Below are 17,149 nucleotides of genomic sequence, written 5' to 3' on the forward strand. Positions count from 1 at the left end.
GCCTTCTGCCTCCTGCCTCCTGCCTTTTGCCTTTTGCCTTTTGCCTTTTGCCTTTTGCCTTTTGCCTCTTGCCTCTTACAAGATTGCCTCCTGCCTCTTGCCTCCTGCCTCTCTTGTACGGTTTCCACGAATTAGCACTCAGAACCTAAGAGTGCTAAATTGCAAGGTGGAGAGCTAACGGTCGTTACATGGCTAAAATTGTTGCATTTAATGAAGAGTCGCGGCGGGCGCTCGAACGGGGTATTAACGCCATTACAGATGCAGTGCGCGTCACCCTCGGGCCAAAAGGTCGAAATGTATTAATAGAAAAAAAATTTGGTGCGCCCGACATCGTAAATGATGGGATTACCGTCACCAAAGAAATCACACTTTCTGATCCTCTAGAAAATACGGGTGCTAGATTAATTCAAGAAGTTGCATCTCAAACGAATGATATTGCAGGAGATGGTACAACCACAGCCGCAATCTTAACTCAAGCGATGATTGCTGAAGGCTTAAAGAACGTCGCAGCCGGGGCTAATCCCGTTTCTCTGCGTCGGGGGATAGAAAAAACCATCAGCAGGTTAGTCGCGGAAATCGTCGCCGTTGCTCAACCCGTAGCAGGAGATGCGATCGCCCAAGTCGCGACAGTATCGGCGGGAAACGATCAAGAAATTGGTCAGATGATCGCCGAAGCGATGGAAAAAGTCACCAAAGACGGCGTGATCACCGTTGAAGAGTCTAAGTCCTTGATAACAGAACTTGATGTTGTCGAAGGGATGCAGTTTGATCGCGGTTATCTGTCGCCCTATTTCGTCACCGACAACGAACGGATGTTAGTTGAGTACGAAAATGCCCGTATTCTGATTGTTGATAAAAAAATTAGTAGCATTCAGGACTTAGTTGCAGTCCTGGAAAAAATTGCAAGGGCGGGTCAGCCTTTACTAATTATCGCAGAAGATGTTGATGGAGAAGCCCTGGCGACTTTAGTTGTTAATAAAGTTAGAGGCGTATTAAATGCAGCCGCCGTGAAAGCCCCAGGGTTTGGCGAACGTCGTAAAGCCATGCTGCAAGACATCGCCATTCTCACCAATGGTCAAGTCATTTCTGAAGAGATTGGCTTAAGCTTGGATCTAGTTACCCTAGAAATGCTCGGAAAAGCCGACAAAGTAACCATTGAGAAAGACAAGACGATCATTGTCGCATCCGGTAATAAAGCCGATGTCGAAGCCCGTATTGCTCAATTGCGGCGACAACGGGAAGAAACCGATTTAGAGTATGATCTCAATAAACTGCAAGAACGAATTGCCAAACTTGCAGGTGGTGTTGCTGTGATTAAAGTTGGGGCGGCGACAGAAACCGAGTTAAAATCTCGTAAACTGCGAATTGAAGACGCGCTCAATGCGACAAAAGCCGCAGTCGAAGAAGGAGTTGTTCCCGGTGGTGGTACAACGCTGATACATTTGGCGAAAAAAATCGATCAAATCATCGAGGAACTCGTCGGAGAAGAAAAAATTGGCGCGAGAATTGTCGCTAAAGCTTTAGAAGCCCCTCTGTGTCAAATTGCCAATAATGCCGGGGTAGAAGGAGCTGTTATCGTTGAAAAGGTTCGGGAAACCGAGTTCAACATTGGTTATAATGCTCTCACGGGTGAATGTGAAGACCTGATCAAAGCAGGGATTCTAGATCCGGCGAAAGTTGTCCGTTCAGCGCTACAAAATGCAGGTTCTATCGCCGGAATGGTTTTAACTACCGAAGCGTTAGTCGTTGAGAAGCCTGAGAAGAAACCCCCCGCACCCGACATGGACGGCATGGGTGGTATGGGCGGCATGGGCGGCATGGGCGGCATGGGCGGCATGGGTATGGGCGGTATGGGCGGCATGGGCATGATGTAAGCCGTTCACCGTTCAACAACTCAATGCGCGAGTTTTGTTATTAATTTATCAGCAACCCAAAAAAATAGGGTTGTTTTTTTATTGCCATTATTCCCCTGATTTTACCGAGATCATTTTTCAAGTAAATTGCTTTATATTAATTCAATGAATTTGTCGCTAAAGTTTGCCCCATCCACTGGAGATAATCTAAAGAACCTGCAACAATTGGAATGGCAATAATTTCGGGAACTTCATAGGAATGCAGTTGACGAATTTTGGCTTCTAAGGCTTCAAATTGAGTTAAATCTGTTTTAATCATCAGTTGCCATTCTTCGTCTGAACACAATTCATTTTTCCAGGTATAAATTGAACGAATTGGAGCCAGACTGACACAAGCGGCTAACTTAGATTCTACCAAGACCTTAGCGATCGCCTCAGCTTCGGTTTGAGAACTTGCTGTTACGAGAACAATACCATAATTTGTCGTCATATGAATAACTAACTCGCACTCATTCTATTAGACATCGAAGCTGATCCCACCGAAAAAATAGCCGATGATAGTTCAAGATTTTGTTGAACAGATTCCGGTAAAATCGCCCGATTCAAACAAGTTCCATACAGTTGAGAACCCTTTAACTGAGCATCTGTTAAATCCGCTTCTGTTAAATCTGCATCAGACAATTGAGCATAATTCAAATTCGCTAGTTTCAAACAAACCCCTTCTAAATTCGCCCCGGTTAAATTCGCCCGACTCAACCGTGCGGCTCGCATTTGAGCATAACTCAAGTTCGCCCCCATCAGTTTGGCTGCGGTTAAATTCGCTCCATTCAACCTCGCCTGACTCAAATTCACCCCATCGAGTTCAACTTGAGCGAGATTCACCCCATTCAGACAAGCCCCCCGCAAGTTAACCCCTGTTAGCAAAGTTCCCGCCAACTTCGCCGCACTCAGTCTCGCTCCTCCCAGATTTGCCCATTTGAGGTTCGCTCCGGTTAAGTCTGCTCCCCGGAGGTTAATCCCGTTTAAATCCCCAGCGCAGAGATTAGCATTTGTTAGGGTTGCGGCTCTTGACATACTCCCCATTTCTAAAGAAAGGGGATTCTCCAAGCCTCACGGCTTTGGATTACTGATTCATTGACAACCCTTACAGCAAGCTAGTTTCCTAACCTACTCCAGAGGGGTGAGTCTCCCCAGTCGTTCATCCCATTTCAGAGATAGTTTCGGTATGCCCTACCGTACTTGAGAAAAAAATGCTTTGTTCTCTGTACTTGGTGCTTTAAGGTTTTATATGGCCAAAGCATTTCTTGCAAGAACCCCATACCTTAAGTTTTCAAGGTTAATTGCATCGATTAGATGCTGGGTTTTTCAACTGGTTGAATACCCTGCCAGTAGAGTTATTATAGCATTAGAAAGAGCCTTATATCCCCATACCTGAAGGTAGGGGCGTGTGCGGCAATTTTTGGTAAGTCTATCCCTGTAAAGTCTATTTCGCCTTGTTCATAACGTCTAAGCAAATAACTGACTTTCATGGAAATTTAACACCAACAGTCTATGATTACTATCTTGGCATGAACCCTTAAGAAATTTTTTATATTTTTGTTGACGAAATGTCCCGACTTGCCTCGGAAATCAACTTGAGCGGATTCATCCTCACGGGGCTTGCATTCTCTGAGCTGATCTCGTAAAAATAAACAGGGATTGGCTGGACTAAAGTTTCTGGTTCAGTCATCCTTCCCCTTCAACGTGAAATAGTGTAATGACGAACCCGCCCAACCCCAACACCGAAAATACTTCTCGTCCTCGTCGCCGTCTGCGTCGCATCTTGATTTGGGGAAGCGTGGGACTGGGAGTGACAACTATCGCTGTTGGAACCGCAGCGACTTGGTTTGTCAAAAATCGGTTAGCCCCTATGGTGGGTGATATCGTCGGGGGTATTGTCCAACGTCCTGTGATTGTTGGGCCAGTTGAACGGGTGACGCCTATCAGTATTCGCTTCGGTCGTTCTTTGATTCCTACGACTGATAATAACCCAAATAACGCTACAACAGAAGCGGTTGAAGTCGGGTTTTCGTTATTTTCGCTCTTGACTAACCCGACGGTTAAATTTGATATTACTTTAGTCAATGCGGATGTTTATCTGGAAGAAGATGCTTCGGGAGATTGGATTAGAACTGAATTAAATTTAAAAGGTAATCCGCCTGTTGATATTGAATTTGGTACGGTGGGCGTGAGGAATGCTGATATTAATCTGAAACCTTATTCTGAAAATCGTTCGGCTGAAATTATTGCGCTGAATATTGAGCAAGCGGTTGTTAATATCAGTGAGGAAAATCAACGGATTAAAGGTCACTTGAATGGCAGTTTTGCTCAAGGGGGAACGTTTAATGTTAAAGCAAATGTTTATACTCCTGATAACAATATTGAAGGGAGATTGCAAGCGAATAATATCCCTGTATCGCAATTTTCCGGTTTAATTAAAAATCCCGATTTTGCTTTACAAGCAGGCCGTGTTGATGCCAATATTTTCGTCAATTTAGAAGATTCTAAGTTATCCAAAATTCAAGGTAGAGCTAGTCTTGATGATGTTCAAATTTTCACCGATCTAGAACAACCTGTACAACCGATTAATGCTCAATTTCGCTTTGCTGGAACTCAAGCTAGAATTGAAAGCTTGACAACGGGTTTAGGAGATATCGGGGTTAATATTGTCGGAACTGCGACGGCTAATCCTCAACTTGATTTGTTAAAAACAAAGTTAGATATTACCGCTAATATTGAACCGACTACTATTTCAACTCTTCTCGATATTGCTAAAAATGTCGCTGAAGAGCCGATTAATTTACCCGTGCCGATTTCGGGAGAAATTCAAACGGGTATTAATTTAACCGGAACCGTTCAGAAACCTATCGTTTCGTTAGACATTAATACAACTGCACCGACGCAAGTTGATAAAATTACACTCGATTATTTAGCCACAAATTTACAAATAACGGCTTTAATTGATGAAAATTTTTCATTACAGTCCGATCCCAATATTATCGTTCAATCCCTACAAATTCAACCGTCAACTGGAGGAACAATTACCGGACAGGGAGAAGTGAAACTCACGGGATTAAAACAACTGATTACTGAAAGTCAAAAAATCATTGTCGAACCCCTAAATCAACCAAAAGAAAAAACACAACTTCCCCCAAAAATTCCGCCTCGCCCTCCCACTCAATCCCCACCGACACCGCCTATTTTACTTCCCGTTCCCCCAACACAAACCCCAGAAGAAAAAGCAGAAAAATCTCCGCTCAATCCCCAAATAAAACTCAATCTAGATATCGATAATGTTGGCTTAGATTCTTTAGCAGAATCCTATGGTATTGTTTCGCCTTTTCGTTGGGGTGAACTTTCAGCAGAAGCAGAAGTTTCAGGAACATTAGAAAAGTTTACAGGGGAAGCTAATTTTTCCTTACCCGCAGCAACAACACCTATTTTTGGTCAAGCAAATTTAGATAAAAACCAACTCAATTCTACGATTCAAATTGCCGAAGGTAACGTTAATATAACCGCTCAAAGAAATCAACAACAGCGATGGAATGCGAATATTAACGCCAGTCAAGTTTCACTCGAACCTTTAGTGAATGCGGGTTTACTATTTGCTGATTTAGAACCGAATCTCAAGTCAGATATTGCCAGCATTAATCTATCAGACGGACGATTAGATTTACAAGCCAATTTATTGGGAAGTTTAGAAAGCTTTGATCTTTCTACTATTCGCGGTGAAAGTGATATTCAAATCAATTTAGGCGGGAGTTTAATTAATGCAACCGCCCAACTCAGACAAGGTGAATTTGCAGCCGCTTTTGATACCGAACCCTTGGCATTAACTCGAATTTTAAATGCAGGAATTACCCTGGCTAATCTTCCCGCCAATACTCAAACTCAAATTCAGGATTTCGACCTAAGAAACGGAACTGTACAAGCCGAAGGAACCGTTAGAGGAAACATTAATAACATCGATGAAATCATCGCTAGAGGCGAAGGATTAGTTAACCTGGGAAATACAGGTGGAGTCATCAAAGCGAGTGGGCGTTTGAGTGGAGATTTATTCCAAGCCGAAGTCGATACTTCAACCATCCCACTGAATCCTTTAATTGATTTAGGCTTACCTCTTGCTAATTTATCACCCGATACAAACAATTCAATTCAAAATATCAATTTTAGCAACGGAACTCTAGAAGCACAAGCCCTATTTTCTGGTAATATTAACAATTTAACTCAGGTTACAGGCACCGCCAACAGTCAAATTAATTTAGGCAATTTAGGCGGAACCGTTGCAGCCCGAGGACAATTAACCGATGGTCAATTACAACTTAGCGTCAATACTGATGCAATTCCCCTTGAACCTTTAATTGATGTTGGTTTACCCTTCGCTAATTTACAACCCGATTTAAAGGCAGAAATTCAAGAGATTAACCTCAGAAATGGAGAATTACAACTACAAGCTTCGGTTTCGGGAAACTTAAACAATATTGGTGAGTTAGAAAACCCGATATCTGCCATTACCGCTAAAATTGATAGTTTGGTAAACTTAGGACAAGAAGGTGGAAATGTCGCCGTCTCAGGTCAAGCAATAGCCGGACGTTGGCAAACCATTATTAATGCCGATCAAATCGCCTTAAATCGGTTTTCTAATTTAGTAGAATCTCAAACTCAAGACCTTTTACAACCGCTACAACAACAGGGTTTAATTACCCAAGCTGAAGCAATGCCTTTATTGCGAGGATTACTCAATACTCGTTTAAGTGCGAGTGGTTCTTTAATCGAACTTAAACCGGAATTAGTTCAAGCGATGGGACAGTTAGAATTAACCGAACTTCCCATTATTCGACAACCTTTAGAAGCAGCGTTTAATTGGAATGGTCAACGTTTAGAAATAGAAAAAGCTGAATCTCCACAATTTGGGGCGAATGGGTTTGTCGGGGTAGAATTTTCAGGAACCGGAGTTCCCCAACTCTCAAACCTCAACCTCAATGTCCGTCTGTCTGACTTTAATTTACAGTCTCCTGCGGTACAACGCTTATTAGCAAATGTTCCCCCAGAAGTTGCCGGAGATTCACCTTTAATTGCAGGTTTAGTAAACTTTCAGGGGAAATTAACGGGATCATTGTCTACCTTACAACTCGCCGGAGATTTAAGTTTAGAGAATTTAATTGTGCGAGAATTAGCATTTGATCCGATATTAGCCGGAAGCCTAAGCGCTGGATTAAATCAAGGGGTAAATTTAGCCTTAGCAGGACAACAAGATCGCATTGAATTGGTTCTAAATAATCAATATTTACCCGAAAGTTTCCTGATTCAACAAGATGAAGCGATCGCTCAAGGAACCACCGTCGGCGAGAATTTATTAGTAACCCTAGAACAATTTCCCCTCAGCGTCCTCAGTTTAGCGCCCTTAGCCAATCAAGGCATTGGAGAAATTCGCGGTATTGCTTCAGCGAACCTCACCATTTCTCAGTTAGCCACCCTCAACCCCTCTCAAATTGGCGCCCAAGGCACGATAGCCGTAGAAGACCCCGCCCTCGGTTATATTGATTTAGACCGCTTCAGCGCCAATATTAGCCTGGCTAACGGACTCTTTCAGTTAACAGAGGGTCAACTCGGACTCGGAGAAACTCAGATCTTAATTGCTGCTCGTGCTAATTTAGAAGCGATTATCGAAGATTTGCAAGCAGGTGTCACGTTATCCTCGGGCGCTAATACAGAAAGTCCTCCCGACTTTGAAGCCAAAATTGACATCCCCAACGGCACCTTACAGGATGTATTAGCTGCTTTAGAATTTTATAATCTTAGCGATCTGGTTCGAGGCATCAACACTCCCGAATATGGAACCGCAGCCGATGTTATTCCGGTTCCTGTGGGTTTACCTCCAGATGCAACCCTGACTCAACAATTGCGACGCTTTGAAGAAATTCAAGCGATATTGAGACGACAACTCCTAAAACAACAAGAAGAACCCCTACCGCCGTTAGAAGCGCTGCGAGGGAGTTTTACCGGAGAAATTGCGGTTCAAGGTTCCATCGCCTCTGGTGTGACTGCAACTGTCGCCCTTAATAATACAGGAGATTGGACTTGGGGGCGGTTTGAAGCCAATGAGTTTATTCTTAATGCCAGTTTAGATCCAGATAATGTGTTGCGGGTGTTGCCTTTGCAACTGACTTCCGAAGAAACGGTTTATGATTTTCGCGGACAATTTGCTTTAGATACACAGCTTCCTTCGGGACAGTTTCGTGTTAAAAATATTCGTTTAGAACGACTGCAAGATGAATTAGAGAATTTTGTTGATCTCCCCAATATTGATGTTAATGGTCAGTTGAACTTTCGAGCGAATATTGCCGGAAGTTTAGCCAATCCCCAAGCGACGGGAGAATTTACTGTTGTTGAAGGAAGTTTTAACGCAGAACCGATCAAAGAAGCCCGAGGCAGTTTCAGTTACAATAACGCTCGTCTATTTTTAGGAAGTAATATTCTTCTAACTGAAAAAGATCCCATTCGGATAAAAGCTCAAGTTCCCTATCGTTTACCCTTTGCAGAAGTATCGCCTGAAAGTAACCAACTGCGAGTACAGGTCGATATCCAAAATGAGGGGTTGAATATCATTAATCTACTGAACCCCGAAATTAGTTGGGTGCAAGGAACCGGATTAGTCGAGTTGAATATTAACGGGATTTTACAACAAGACGCTAATGGAGATATCGAACAAATTTCAATTCAACCGGAGGGATTATTAAAAATTCAAGATGGTATATTGAGTGTAGAAAGCCTCAAACAGTCGATTGTTGGACTCTCAGGAACCGCAACTTTTGTCGGCGATCGCATTCGGGTGAATGGAATTCAAGGTGAATTAGTCGGTGAGGCGGGAACAGGTAATATTCTCGTTCAAGGGATTTTACCGCTTATTTTACCCTTGGCTGATGAAGATCCCGATGCCGAAAATCCCCTTCGCATTCAGTTAGAAAATTTGAAGGTTGATGTAGCAGAATTGTATGTTGGAGATGCGGCGGGAATTGTTAGAATTGGGGGTACTGCATTAAGACCGGAAATCGGTGGGGGAATTAACCTTTCAGATGGAATTGTGATTTTACCTGTCGCCGCCGCAGCATCAGGAGGCGCTGGGGGAGGATTACCCGATACCGGGCCTGTTAGAATTAGTTTGGATAATTTTAGATTGACTTTAGCTGAAAATATTCAGATAGAAACTCCCCCCGTTAGTCAATTTTTGAGTGTTCCCATTGTTGACTTTTCAGCAGAGGGTACAATCACCGTTAATGGAGTTCTAGAAACTTTAGAAGATATTCGTCCGAGTGGTACAATCGAACTGACAGGCGGCGCCCTGAACCTCTACACCAGCCGCTTTACTCTAGATCGGGGTTATCCCCAACAAGCAATTTTTGTCCCCTCGAAAGGGCTTGATCCGATTTTAGATTTACGACTGGTGACTCGCGTTGCTGAAACCACTCGTTTTCAAGCCCCAACTTCGGCGTTTTCTTCAGAGATTTCAGAAGGTCCGACTGCTACTAATTTAGGAAGAGTCAGAACAATTCGGGTGACTGCATTGGTCAAAGGCCCAGCTTCTCAGATTAACGATATTGTACAGTTGCAAAGTTCTCCCTCCCGCTCTCAAACTCAATTAATCGCCTTGTTGGGGGGAAGTACATTTGAAGGAATTACAGGGGATAGTACCTTAATTTTAGCGAATATTGCCAGTGCGGGTATTTTCAATCAAATTCAGCAAAATGTATTAGATGCAACCGGGTTGACGGAATTTCGGATTTATCCCGCTCGTATTTCTAAAAGTGGCGGTTCAACAGAGTCTTCGGCTTTGGGTTTAGGAATAGAAGTTGGTTTAGATGTTACGGATAATATTTCGGTTTCTCTCTCTCAAGTTTTAGCCGACGAGCAACCCACCCAGTTAGGGGTCAATTATCGAGTGAATGATAACTTATTAATTCGGGGTGCAACGGGTTTGGGTAGTGAAAGTGAGATTCGTTTTGAGTATGAAATTCAGTTTTGATTCCGGGTTATACTGGGTTTAATACATCTCTAGAAGTCGGAAACAAAAATTTATAAGTAAAACTCATGCAACAAGTTAATGATTCAACTGAACCAAAATATCGTAAACAACAAGACAATAAATGTCCCGATTTTCTGTATTTTGATTTAGAATTTAAGGATACACCAACTGACAGACTGGAACAGACCGAACTCCCCCAAAAAAAGGATTTATATCTAACTCTAAACTTTAATGAAGAATGGTTGGAACTACTCGGCGGAAAAGTTAAATATGGTCTTCGAGGGGGCGAGCTAAGATTGGAGTTGACCAATTGTAAGAGTCCTTACTCTGACCCATGTTTAAATGATGAGATGAAGCTGGTTACTGAACGAGAAGTGGAAACTAAACGGGGTGTTGAAAAAAGTGGTAACGTATCAAGAATGACCCAAACTTATGCAACGAGCCTTGAAAACAAAGCTAAAGCTGAATAACCGACAAAAAACCTTGATGGCGACCCACGCGGGTTACTCTAGATGGGTGTGGAACTGGGGTTTGGCGATGTGGAATGAAGCTTACAAAGAAGGATTAAAACCTTCGGCAAATAAGCTCAAGAAATTCTACACCAATCATGTTAAGCCTTACTACCCCTGGATGAAAACCTTGTCCTCAAGGGCTTATCAGTTTGCCTTTATGCACTTAGGAGAAGCTTTCAGTCGCTTTTTTAAAGGCTTGGCTAAATATCCTAATTTCAAAAAAAAAGGCAGAAATGATAGCTTTACCCTTGATAATTCCGGTAAGATTATGCAATTTTCGGGAACTCGGTTAAAATTACCGTTTATTGGATGGGTTAGCACCTATGAGCCGTTACCTGAAATCAACACAAAGCGAGTCACAATTAGTCGAGTAGCCGATGATTGGTACATATCGGTCGCTTATGAATTTGAACCTGAACACACTCTAAAATCTAGGGATTATTTAGGTGTTGATGTCGGTGTAAAAGTTCTAGCGACTTGTTCAGATGGGACTGTATTTGAGAATCCTAGAGCCTATAAAAAGGCGGCCAAAAAGTTAGCACGACTTCAAAGAGAACTCTGTAGAAAACAAATCGGTTCAGCTAACAGGAAGAAAACCCGACTCAAGTTAGCTAAAGCTCATCAACGTATCGCTAACATCCGAAAAGATGCAATTCACAAGCTAACCTCTTGGCTCTGCAAGAACCACGCAGTCATTGGATTAGAGGATTTGAATGTTTCCGGTATGATGAAAAATCATAAGTTAGCGGGTGCTGTTGCTGATTCGGCTCTGTATGAAATTCGTCGTCAGATTGAGTACAAGGCTGACTGGTACGGATCAACTGTGGTGTTCGCTGATAGGTTTTATCCCAGTTCTAAAACTTGTTCAAACTGTGGGCATATTCAGCAAATGCCGCTCAAAGAACGAGTTTTCAAATGTGAGGCTTGCGGTATCATTCTTGATCGAGATTTAAACGCAAGCCTCAATTTAAAGCATTACGCCGAAGGCTATTCGGTTTGAGCCTGCGGATCGGGTGCTGCCGACAGTCCGAGATGAAGCAGGAACGGAACATTAATACGGTTTGTACCGCATTATGTCAGTTTTCGATAGCAGCCAACCTCAGTGATGCTCAGGTTCAAAATGCACGTTTTAGCAGTAATAGTCCGGGAATGACGGAAGAACTCAAACAAGATTTAATCAAGCGGGGAGCTATTTTTGATGGGGGTTAAAGAGATCGGGTTTTTGTACCAATACGCCCGTTAATATAAGAATTCCAACTGTGAAACTTGGATTTGTTTCTGGTATTTGTTGCTCTGATACACTTGAAAGGTTAACCCAAAAGCCAAGATAACAATATGACTGAAATTATTCTAGATTCCGAACAAGAAAAGTTATTGCAGGAACAGTTAAAAACGGGGAAATATACAACTGCAAATCAGGTAATTACCGATGCTTTAAAAGCTTTGGCAGAAAAACAAAATCTTAATCAACCCCGTCAAATTATCACCCTGATTTCAGGAGAATCCGCACAACAGCTACTCGAAGAAAAACTAAAAAAAATGCGGGAAATTAAGCAAAATTATCAACCCGCTCCGCACAATCAAACTTTAGCCGAAGACTTTATAAATTTATGTCAAGAAACCCAAGCTTTACACGCCGATCATCCTTTAACCGATGAAGAAATAGCCGAAGAAATAGCGGCTTACCGGGGAGAAAAATGAAAGTTGTTATCGATACTAATATTTTGGTATCTGCGGCTATCTCTGGAAGAAAACCCGAAGCTGTGATTAAATGGATTCTCAATCAACCGGATTTTGAATGGATGGTTTCCGAAGAAATTGTAGCAGAGTATCGGGAGGTATTAAATAGACCCAAGCTAAAATTAACAGAGGTTCAGAAAGAAAAATGGTTGAATTTAATTCGTCGTTCAACAACACTAATTGATGTCTCTATCGAAGTTGATTTTCCCCGAGATCAAAAAGATGCTAAGTTTATTGCTTGTGCGATCGCTGCCAATGCAGATTTTTTAATTACAGGCGATCGCGATTTTACTGAAATTCAAAGCTTGGGGAATACCTTAATTATTTCGGTTTCAGTTTTTGCAGAATTAATGTTAATTTAACCAATACTATCAGTTCCGGTGTTGTTTGAATTCTAATCAGGAATCAAAAACAACCGAGTTTTGAGTAATCCAAAGTTGAGCGCCAATTTCAGCATTGGTTAGCCCTTGAGCCACTAATTCGGCAATTTGTAACTCTCGCCGAGTCAAACAAGCAGCTTGAGAAGAATTAAACTCTAAAGTTGGCGATCGCATGATTGCCAAACTCGCGGATAGATGAACGAGTAGTTGTTGATCGAGATCGAATTACTGGCGGAGGAGTAACAGCAGGAATTGATTTTGGATTAGTTGTTGTCTGTCAGCTTTGTGGTGTAGAAGTTGCACAAATGATTCAGCTTTTACTGCAATATGATCCTCAACCCCCTTCAATGCAGGTTCTCCAGAAATGGCGGGAGAGAAATTAGTAAAGCAAGTGAAGCAATTTGGACATAGCTTAATTCAACAGTCTCTTGAAACGACTCAACAGGTCGCTGCAAAATTAAAAGCAGATACTTATCTTTGAAAAACAAATTGAGTAATATCATGTTCGATATAACAAAATCAATCAACCAGACGATATGAAGTATCCAATTGAGTATTCCATCATCTAATAAAGGGGTGAAGGCTATCAATTAGTCCCTCACCCCAAACCTAATTAACTCACAGAAATTTGAATGCCATCAAAACCTGCTAACGTGAAAAATTAGTAGGTTTCAACGTGCCAACGGTGTTCTTTCTTCAGTTGCTTTTGGTATTCACCCCAATCAGCGCCAAACTTACTAGCGGCGGCAGACATTCCCTCATCAATACCGCCTTCCATACCCTTCAAACCGCAAATATAGGTGTGGGTATTCGGTTTTTGATTCAACTGCCACAGTTCATCAGCATTTTCTTGAATCCGGTGCTGAATATACATTTTGCCACCATCTTTATTCTGTTGTTCGCGACTGATGGCATAAGTGACGCGGAGATTGTCAGGGAATTGACGTTGTAACTCTTCAAGCTCTTCTTTGTAGAGAATATTGGGAGTGTAGGCACAACCGAAGAATAGCCAAGCCAAACCTTTGAACTGATAATCAGGATTTTGTTCTCTTTCCTTAAACATCCGCCATAAGAAAGCCCGGAAAGGAGCAATTCCTGTACCTGTTGCCATCATAATAATTGTGGCCTCCTCATCATCCGGTAAGAGCATTTCCTTACCAACCGGGCCAGTAATGGCAATATCAGCACCCGGTTCGAGGTTGCACAAGTAGGAAGAGCAAACCCCATAAACGGTTTCACCTGTTTCAGGATGCTTATACTCCAGTTGGCGTACACACAGAGAAACAGTCTTGTCATCAAGATGATCTCCGTGACGAGTTGAAGCAATAGAATAAAGTCTCAGCTTGTGAGGCTTGCCATTTGCATCTGTGCCTGGAGGGATAATCCCAATACTTTGACCTTCAACATAATGCAAATCGCCGCCGGAAAGGTCAAAGGTGAGGTGACGAACAGTACCTTCTCCACCCTCTTGAACTAATTCTACACTAGACAGACACTTGCCAACAAAGGGATTTTTAGGCTTGTAGATGTTGACAGGAACTTCAGTATGAACTTTAGCTTGTGTCATGGGTTTTTTCTGTTCTCCAGACTGTTGACTCTGTAATCCATTTTCTGGTGTGGTGCTGCTTTGATCTGGGGAAGTTCCATCACAGGCACGAATATTAACGATCCGACCCCCCAAACGCGAAATCCGTCGCATTTCCTGATTCATCCGTTCATAAGGCACGGTGATCAACACTCTGCCACTACGACGAATGGGGTAAGTCTGTTGATCGCTATTTCCCCCTTGACGTATTCCCTCAACCTCAAAGACAAAGACCCGACTATTTGCCCCTGTCTTTGTCGCAACACCAGATCCACTAGGACTATACATTGATAAATTTCTCCCTTACAATACCGAGCGATTCACCTACAGAATGTGACATATAAATCACTTTAAGCCATTCTTAAGGTGGTGTTCTTCCACGAAATACCACGACTATTATCCAGTAAGTGTAACTGCTCACTCAGACAAGAGTCGCTTTTTTTGTTAGACTTTTAATCATTTTACGGTAAATAGTGGACAGTAAGCTTACCCCCGACTAAAGTCTCGGGGCATTCGCACTAATCCGATATACGCTTCTAGTACCGAACATGATAGAGGATTGCGCGTTACAGGCAGGCTTACAGACTGCCCCACAATTGAAATCATCTTTGCGCCATTGAGATCTGCATCCCCTTTCCAACCACAATGACCACATTTAAAGTTCTTTCCATTGCGGTAAGACTTTCCTTGTTCTGGATGAATGTGTAAACACTTGTGGCAAGTTTGACTGGTGTATCGAGGGGAAACGGCAATCACTTCAACCCCAACTTTTACTCCTTTGTAATGAAGAAATTGTCGAAGTTGGTAGAACGCCCAATTGTTAGATCGTCTGCGTTCAGTCTTGTTTCTGGGTTGAGTATTAGTTCTCTTTCTGATGCCTGTCAAGTCTTCCACAGCCACATTAGCAACCTGTTCGATAGCACAAGAAATGATTTGTTTGCTAATGTTGTGGTTTACCCAGGTTTGATATCGCTTCTCTCTACCAGATAGCCGTTTGAGGAGTCGTTTTGCTCCTTTTGTGCCTCTCTTTTGAACAGAAGCCCTTACCCGGTTAAACTTGTCTCGAACCCTTGTAATGCTTTCACCACTCCAACTTTCCCCCAAAGAAGTAACTGCAATATCACTGCGACCTAAGTCCACACCAATAATATTGTCAGTATTTTTAGGGGTTGGAGAGGTGTCTTTTATTTGGATATGGATGTATAGTTGCCCGTCACGATGTTTTGACAAGGTTGCTGATGTGGGAGTTTTCCCTTTCAACTTCCCTATCTGATAGTTTCCTAAAATTAATTGAACTCGCTCTCGACCCTCTACCGTAGATAAACTAACCGTTTGATCTTTTTCTCTATAAGAGAAAATACGAGCGTCATAATCTGCTGATGTTGGTTTAAAACCCTTAACAGGCTTTTTCTTCTCTGCTGCTGTTTTACGGTTAGAAGCCACTCTAGCACAAGCTCTCACAGCGAGGTTTGCTGACAATTTAAACCGCTCTCTAACAGTTTGATAAACCTCAGCTTGAATCCTATTCTTGTTCTTGATTTTAGGATTGACGGTGCTATTGATATAGTTGCAAGCATCAGCAAATGCCCCTAAAGTTGAGTCAAGCTTTTTCGCCTGTTCAGGGGTGGGTTGAATTTTGCAAACTATAGTCAATACTTGTTCCATGCCTTGATTATATCACCCAGATGAAAACTTGGCTTAGGCAACTAAAGTTGCTCGTGTCGCTACGGGTCCCCGCAATGAATTACGGGGCTTCCGCTAACCCCGGACTATTCCCCGTGAAACGACTCACTGGTCACTGTAAATTCGCCCTCGCCATTGAGTTGGCTTGCGGTTCGCCGAAACAAACAATCGCACCACCGCCAACGGGTCAGCAAATGGAGACAGCCAAAATATCCATTTTCCTTGAGCAACAGACAAATCGTAAGCTGAAGCGATCGCACCACACAAAGCAAACCGAACCGTGATCCAGAATAAATTTAAACCCAGTAAGACCCCGATCAAGGGATTGGATAAAGGTAAAAATCCCCAACATCCCAGACTCAACAACAAAATCGGTAAAGGTAAACCTTGAACTGCTAAAAGTAATCCTAAATCTCCCCACAGTTGCCCCACAGAGGAAGCATCCTTGAGATCCAGCGATCGCCCCCATCCAGACCAGGTATCCCAAAAACCATCATACATTCTGACTTTCAGTAAATTCGCCCCATCGAGAAACCCGACTTTAAACCCCTGAGCGGCTACATTACGAGCGAGAGTCACATCATCACAAAAAGAACGACTTGCACTGGTGTAGCCGTTCATCGCTTCTAGAACCTCACGCCGACAGAGAAAACATTGACCATTCGCCATCACCCGTTCCGGACTATTGGGGTTGGTATCCGGCGGCCCAAAACGATAAATCAACGTCATCAACAGTGCAGGTTGTAGCCACAATTCCCCCGGATATTTCAGAATAAACCGACAAGATAGAGAAATTAAATCATAACCTTGAGCGATCGCCGTTTGTAGGAGAGTTGCCGCTAAAGCCGGACTCGGTTGAGTATCTGCATCAATTCCCAATACCCATTCACTTTTTGGGGAACTGTGGAGAAAACCCGTGTGTAAAGCCCAAGGTCGTCCTACCCAACCGGAGGGCAAGGGATCATCGGTGATCAGACGAAATCGAGGATCACGCTGGGCTTTCGCCTGCACCATTTCGCGAGTGCCATCCGTTGAACAACTATCGACAATCAAAATTTCCCGTACTTCATAGCTTTGACGACTCAACCCCGATAAACAGGGCGAAATGCGTTCAGCTTCGTTCAAAGTGGGGACAACAATACTCACCGTTCCCAATAAATCAGGGGTTGGGGAATGAGGTTGCAATAGAAAACGACGGTTAAGAGCCTTAAATAAACGAGACAGAACAATAGCCGTAGCCGGAATTTGTACAATCAGGATCAATAAAGCCAGAGCGCCGATCCAGACAGATAAGAAGTCATTGGTCATTGAAAATTGATTTCGCCCATTAACAC

The 17,149-nt window shown here is 42.8% G+C and carries 14 protein-coding genes; 8 read left to right on the forward strand and 6 right to left on the reverse strand.

The genetic code is table 11. The features are described 5' to 3' along the window. Positions 1–188: 188 nt before the first annotated feature. Positions 189–1,874 (forward strand): chaperonin GroEL, encoded by a 1,686-nt coding sequence (gene groL, locus VB836_RS06975; protein ID WP_323218646.1) that lies wholly within the window; start codon positions 189–191, stop codon positions 1,872–1,874. 136 nt (positions 1,875–2,010) lie between these two features. Here groL and cutA read toward each other — a convergent pair whose 3' ends face one another. Continuing rightward, complete coding sequence (cutA, locus tag VB836_RS06980; RefSeq protein WP_046280641.1) at positions 2,011–2,343, reverse strand: divalent-cation tolerance protein CutA; 333 nt, start codon at positions 2,341–2,343, stop codon at positions 2,011–2,013. An 8-nt stretch (positions 2,344–2,351) separates the two neighbouring features. Further along, positions 2,352–2,927, reverse strand: a complete 576-nt coding sequence (locus VB836_RS06985) for a pentapeptide repeat-containing protein (protein ID WP_235440838.1) — start codon at positions 2,925–2,927, stop codon at positions 2,352–2,354. A gap of 682 nt (positions 2,928–3,609) precedes the next feature. On the opposite strand from VB836_RS06985, the gene VB836_RS06990 reads away from it, so the two are divergent. From VB836_RS06990 to VB836_RS07015, 6 genes are all read left to right on the forward strand, one after another. Then, on the forward strand, positions 3,610–9,915 hold the full coding sequence (locus tag VB836_RS06990) for a translocation/assembly module TamB domain-containing protein (protein WP_323218647.1): 6,306 nt from the start codon (positions 3,610–3,612) through the stop codon (positions 9,913–9,915). 65 nt (positions 9,916–9,980) lie between these two features. Then, positions 9,981–10,385 carry a hypothetical protein gene (locus VB836_RS06995; RefSeq protein ID WP_323218648.1) on the forward strand — a complete coding sequence of 135 codons (405 nt, stop codon included), beginning with the start codon at positions 9,981–9,983 and terminating at the stop codon, positions 10,383–10,385. Then, positions 10,348–11,427 carry an RNA-guided endonuclease InsQ/TnpB family protein gene (locus tag VB836_RS07000; protein ID WP_323218649.1) on the forward strand — a complete coding sequence of 360 codons (1,080 nt, stop codon included), beginning with the start codon at positions 10,348–10,350 and terminating at the stop codon, positions 11,425–11,427. The genes VB836_RS06995 and VB836_RS07000 overlap by 38 nt, the downstream gene beginning before the upstream one ends. 32 nt (positions 11,428–11,459) lie before the next feature. Continuing rightward, positions 11,460–11,636: a hypothetical protein gene (locus VB836_RS07005; RefSeq protein ID WP_323218651.1), complete on the forward strand. Its 177-nt coding sequence runs from the start codon at positions 11,460–11,462 to the stop codon at positions 11,634–11,636. A gap of 126 nt (positions 11,637–11,762) precedes the next feature. Next, the gene (locus tag VB836_RS07010; RefSeq protein ID WP_323218652.1) at positions 11,763–12,128 is read left to right on the forward strand and encodes a hypothetical protein; all 366 of its coding nucleotides are present in this window, start codon (positions 11,763–11,765) and stop codon (positions 12,126–12,128) included. Next, positions 12,125–12,529: a putative toxin-antitoxin system toxin component, PIN family gene (locus VB836_RS07015; RefSeq protein ID WP_323218653.1), complete on the forward strand. Its 405-nt coding sequence runs from the start codon at positions 12,125–12,127 to the stop codon at positions 12,527–12,529. Before VB836_RS07010 ends, VB836_RS07015 begins: the two co-directional genes overlap by 4 nt. Before the next feature lie 36 nt (positions 12,530–12,565). Here the strand turns inward: VB836_RS07015 and VB836_RS07020 are convergent, their stop codons facing one another. Then, entirely contained in the window at positions 12,566–12,721 is a 156-nt protein-coding gene (locus VB836_RS07020; RefSeq protein ID WP_323218655.1) for a helix-turn-helix domain-containing protein, read from the reverse strand. Between the two features lie 2 nt (positions 12,722–12,723). Here VB836_RS07020 and VB836_RS07025 point away from each other — a divergent pair, with 2 nt between their 5' ends. Continuing rightward, positions 12,724–12,930 carry a type 1 glutamine amidotransferase family protein gene (locus VB836_RS07025; protein ID WP_323218656.1) on the forward strand — a complete coding sequence of 69 codons (207 nt, stop codon included), beginning with the start codon at positions 12,724–12,726 and terminating at the stop codon, positions 12,928–12,930. Between the two features lie 278 nt (positions 12,931–13,208). Here the strand turns inward: VB836_RS07025 and petH are convergent, their stop codons facing one another. The 3 genes from petH to cruG form a co-directional block, all read right to left on the reverse strand. After that, positions 13,209–14,420, reverse strand: coding sequence for a ferredoxin--NADP reductase (gene petH, locus VB836_RS07030; protein WP_323218657.1), 1,212 nt, complete (start codon positions 14,418–14,420; stop codon positions 13,209–13,211). Positions 14,421–14,618: 198 nt separating this feature from the next. Further along, complete coding sequence (locus VB836_RS07035; protein ID WP_323218658.1) at positions 14,619–15,797, reverse strand: RNA-guided endonuclease InsQ/TnpB family protein; 1,179 nt, start codon at positions 15,795–15,797, stop codon at positions 14,619–14,621. Between the two features lie 123 nt (positions 15,798–15,920). Next, positions 15,921–17,123, reverse strand: coding sequence for a 2'-O-glycosyltransferase CruG (gene cruG / locus VB836_RS07040; RefSeq protein ID WP_323218659.1), 1,203 nt, complete (start codon positions 17,121–17,123; stop codon positions 15,921–15,923). Positions 17,124–17,149 lie beyond the last annotated feature (26 nt).

The organism is Limnoraphis robusta BA-68 BA1, assembly GCF_034932365.1.
Taxonomy (GTDB): Bacteria; Cyanobacteriota; Cyanobacteriia; order Cyanobacteriales; family Microcoleaceae; genus Capilliphycus; species Capilliphycus robustus.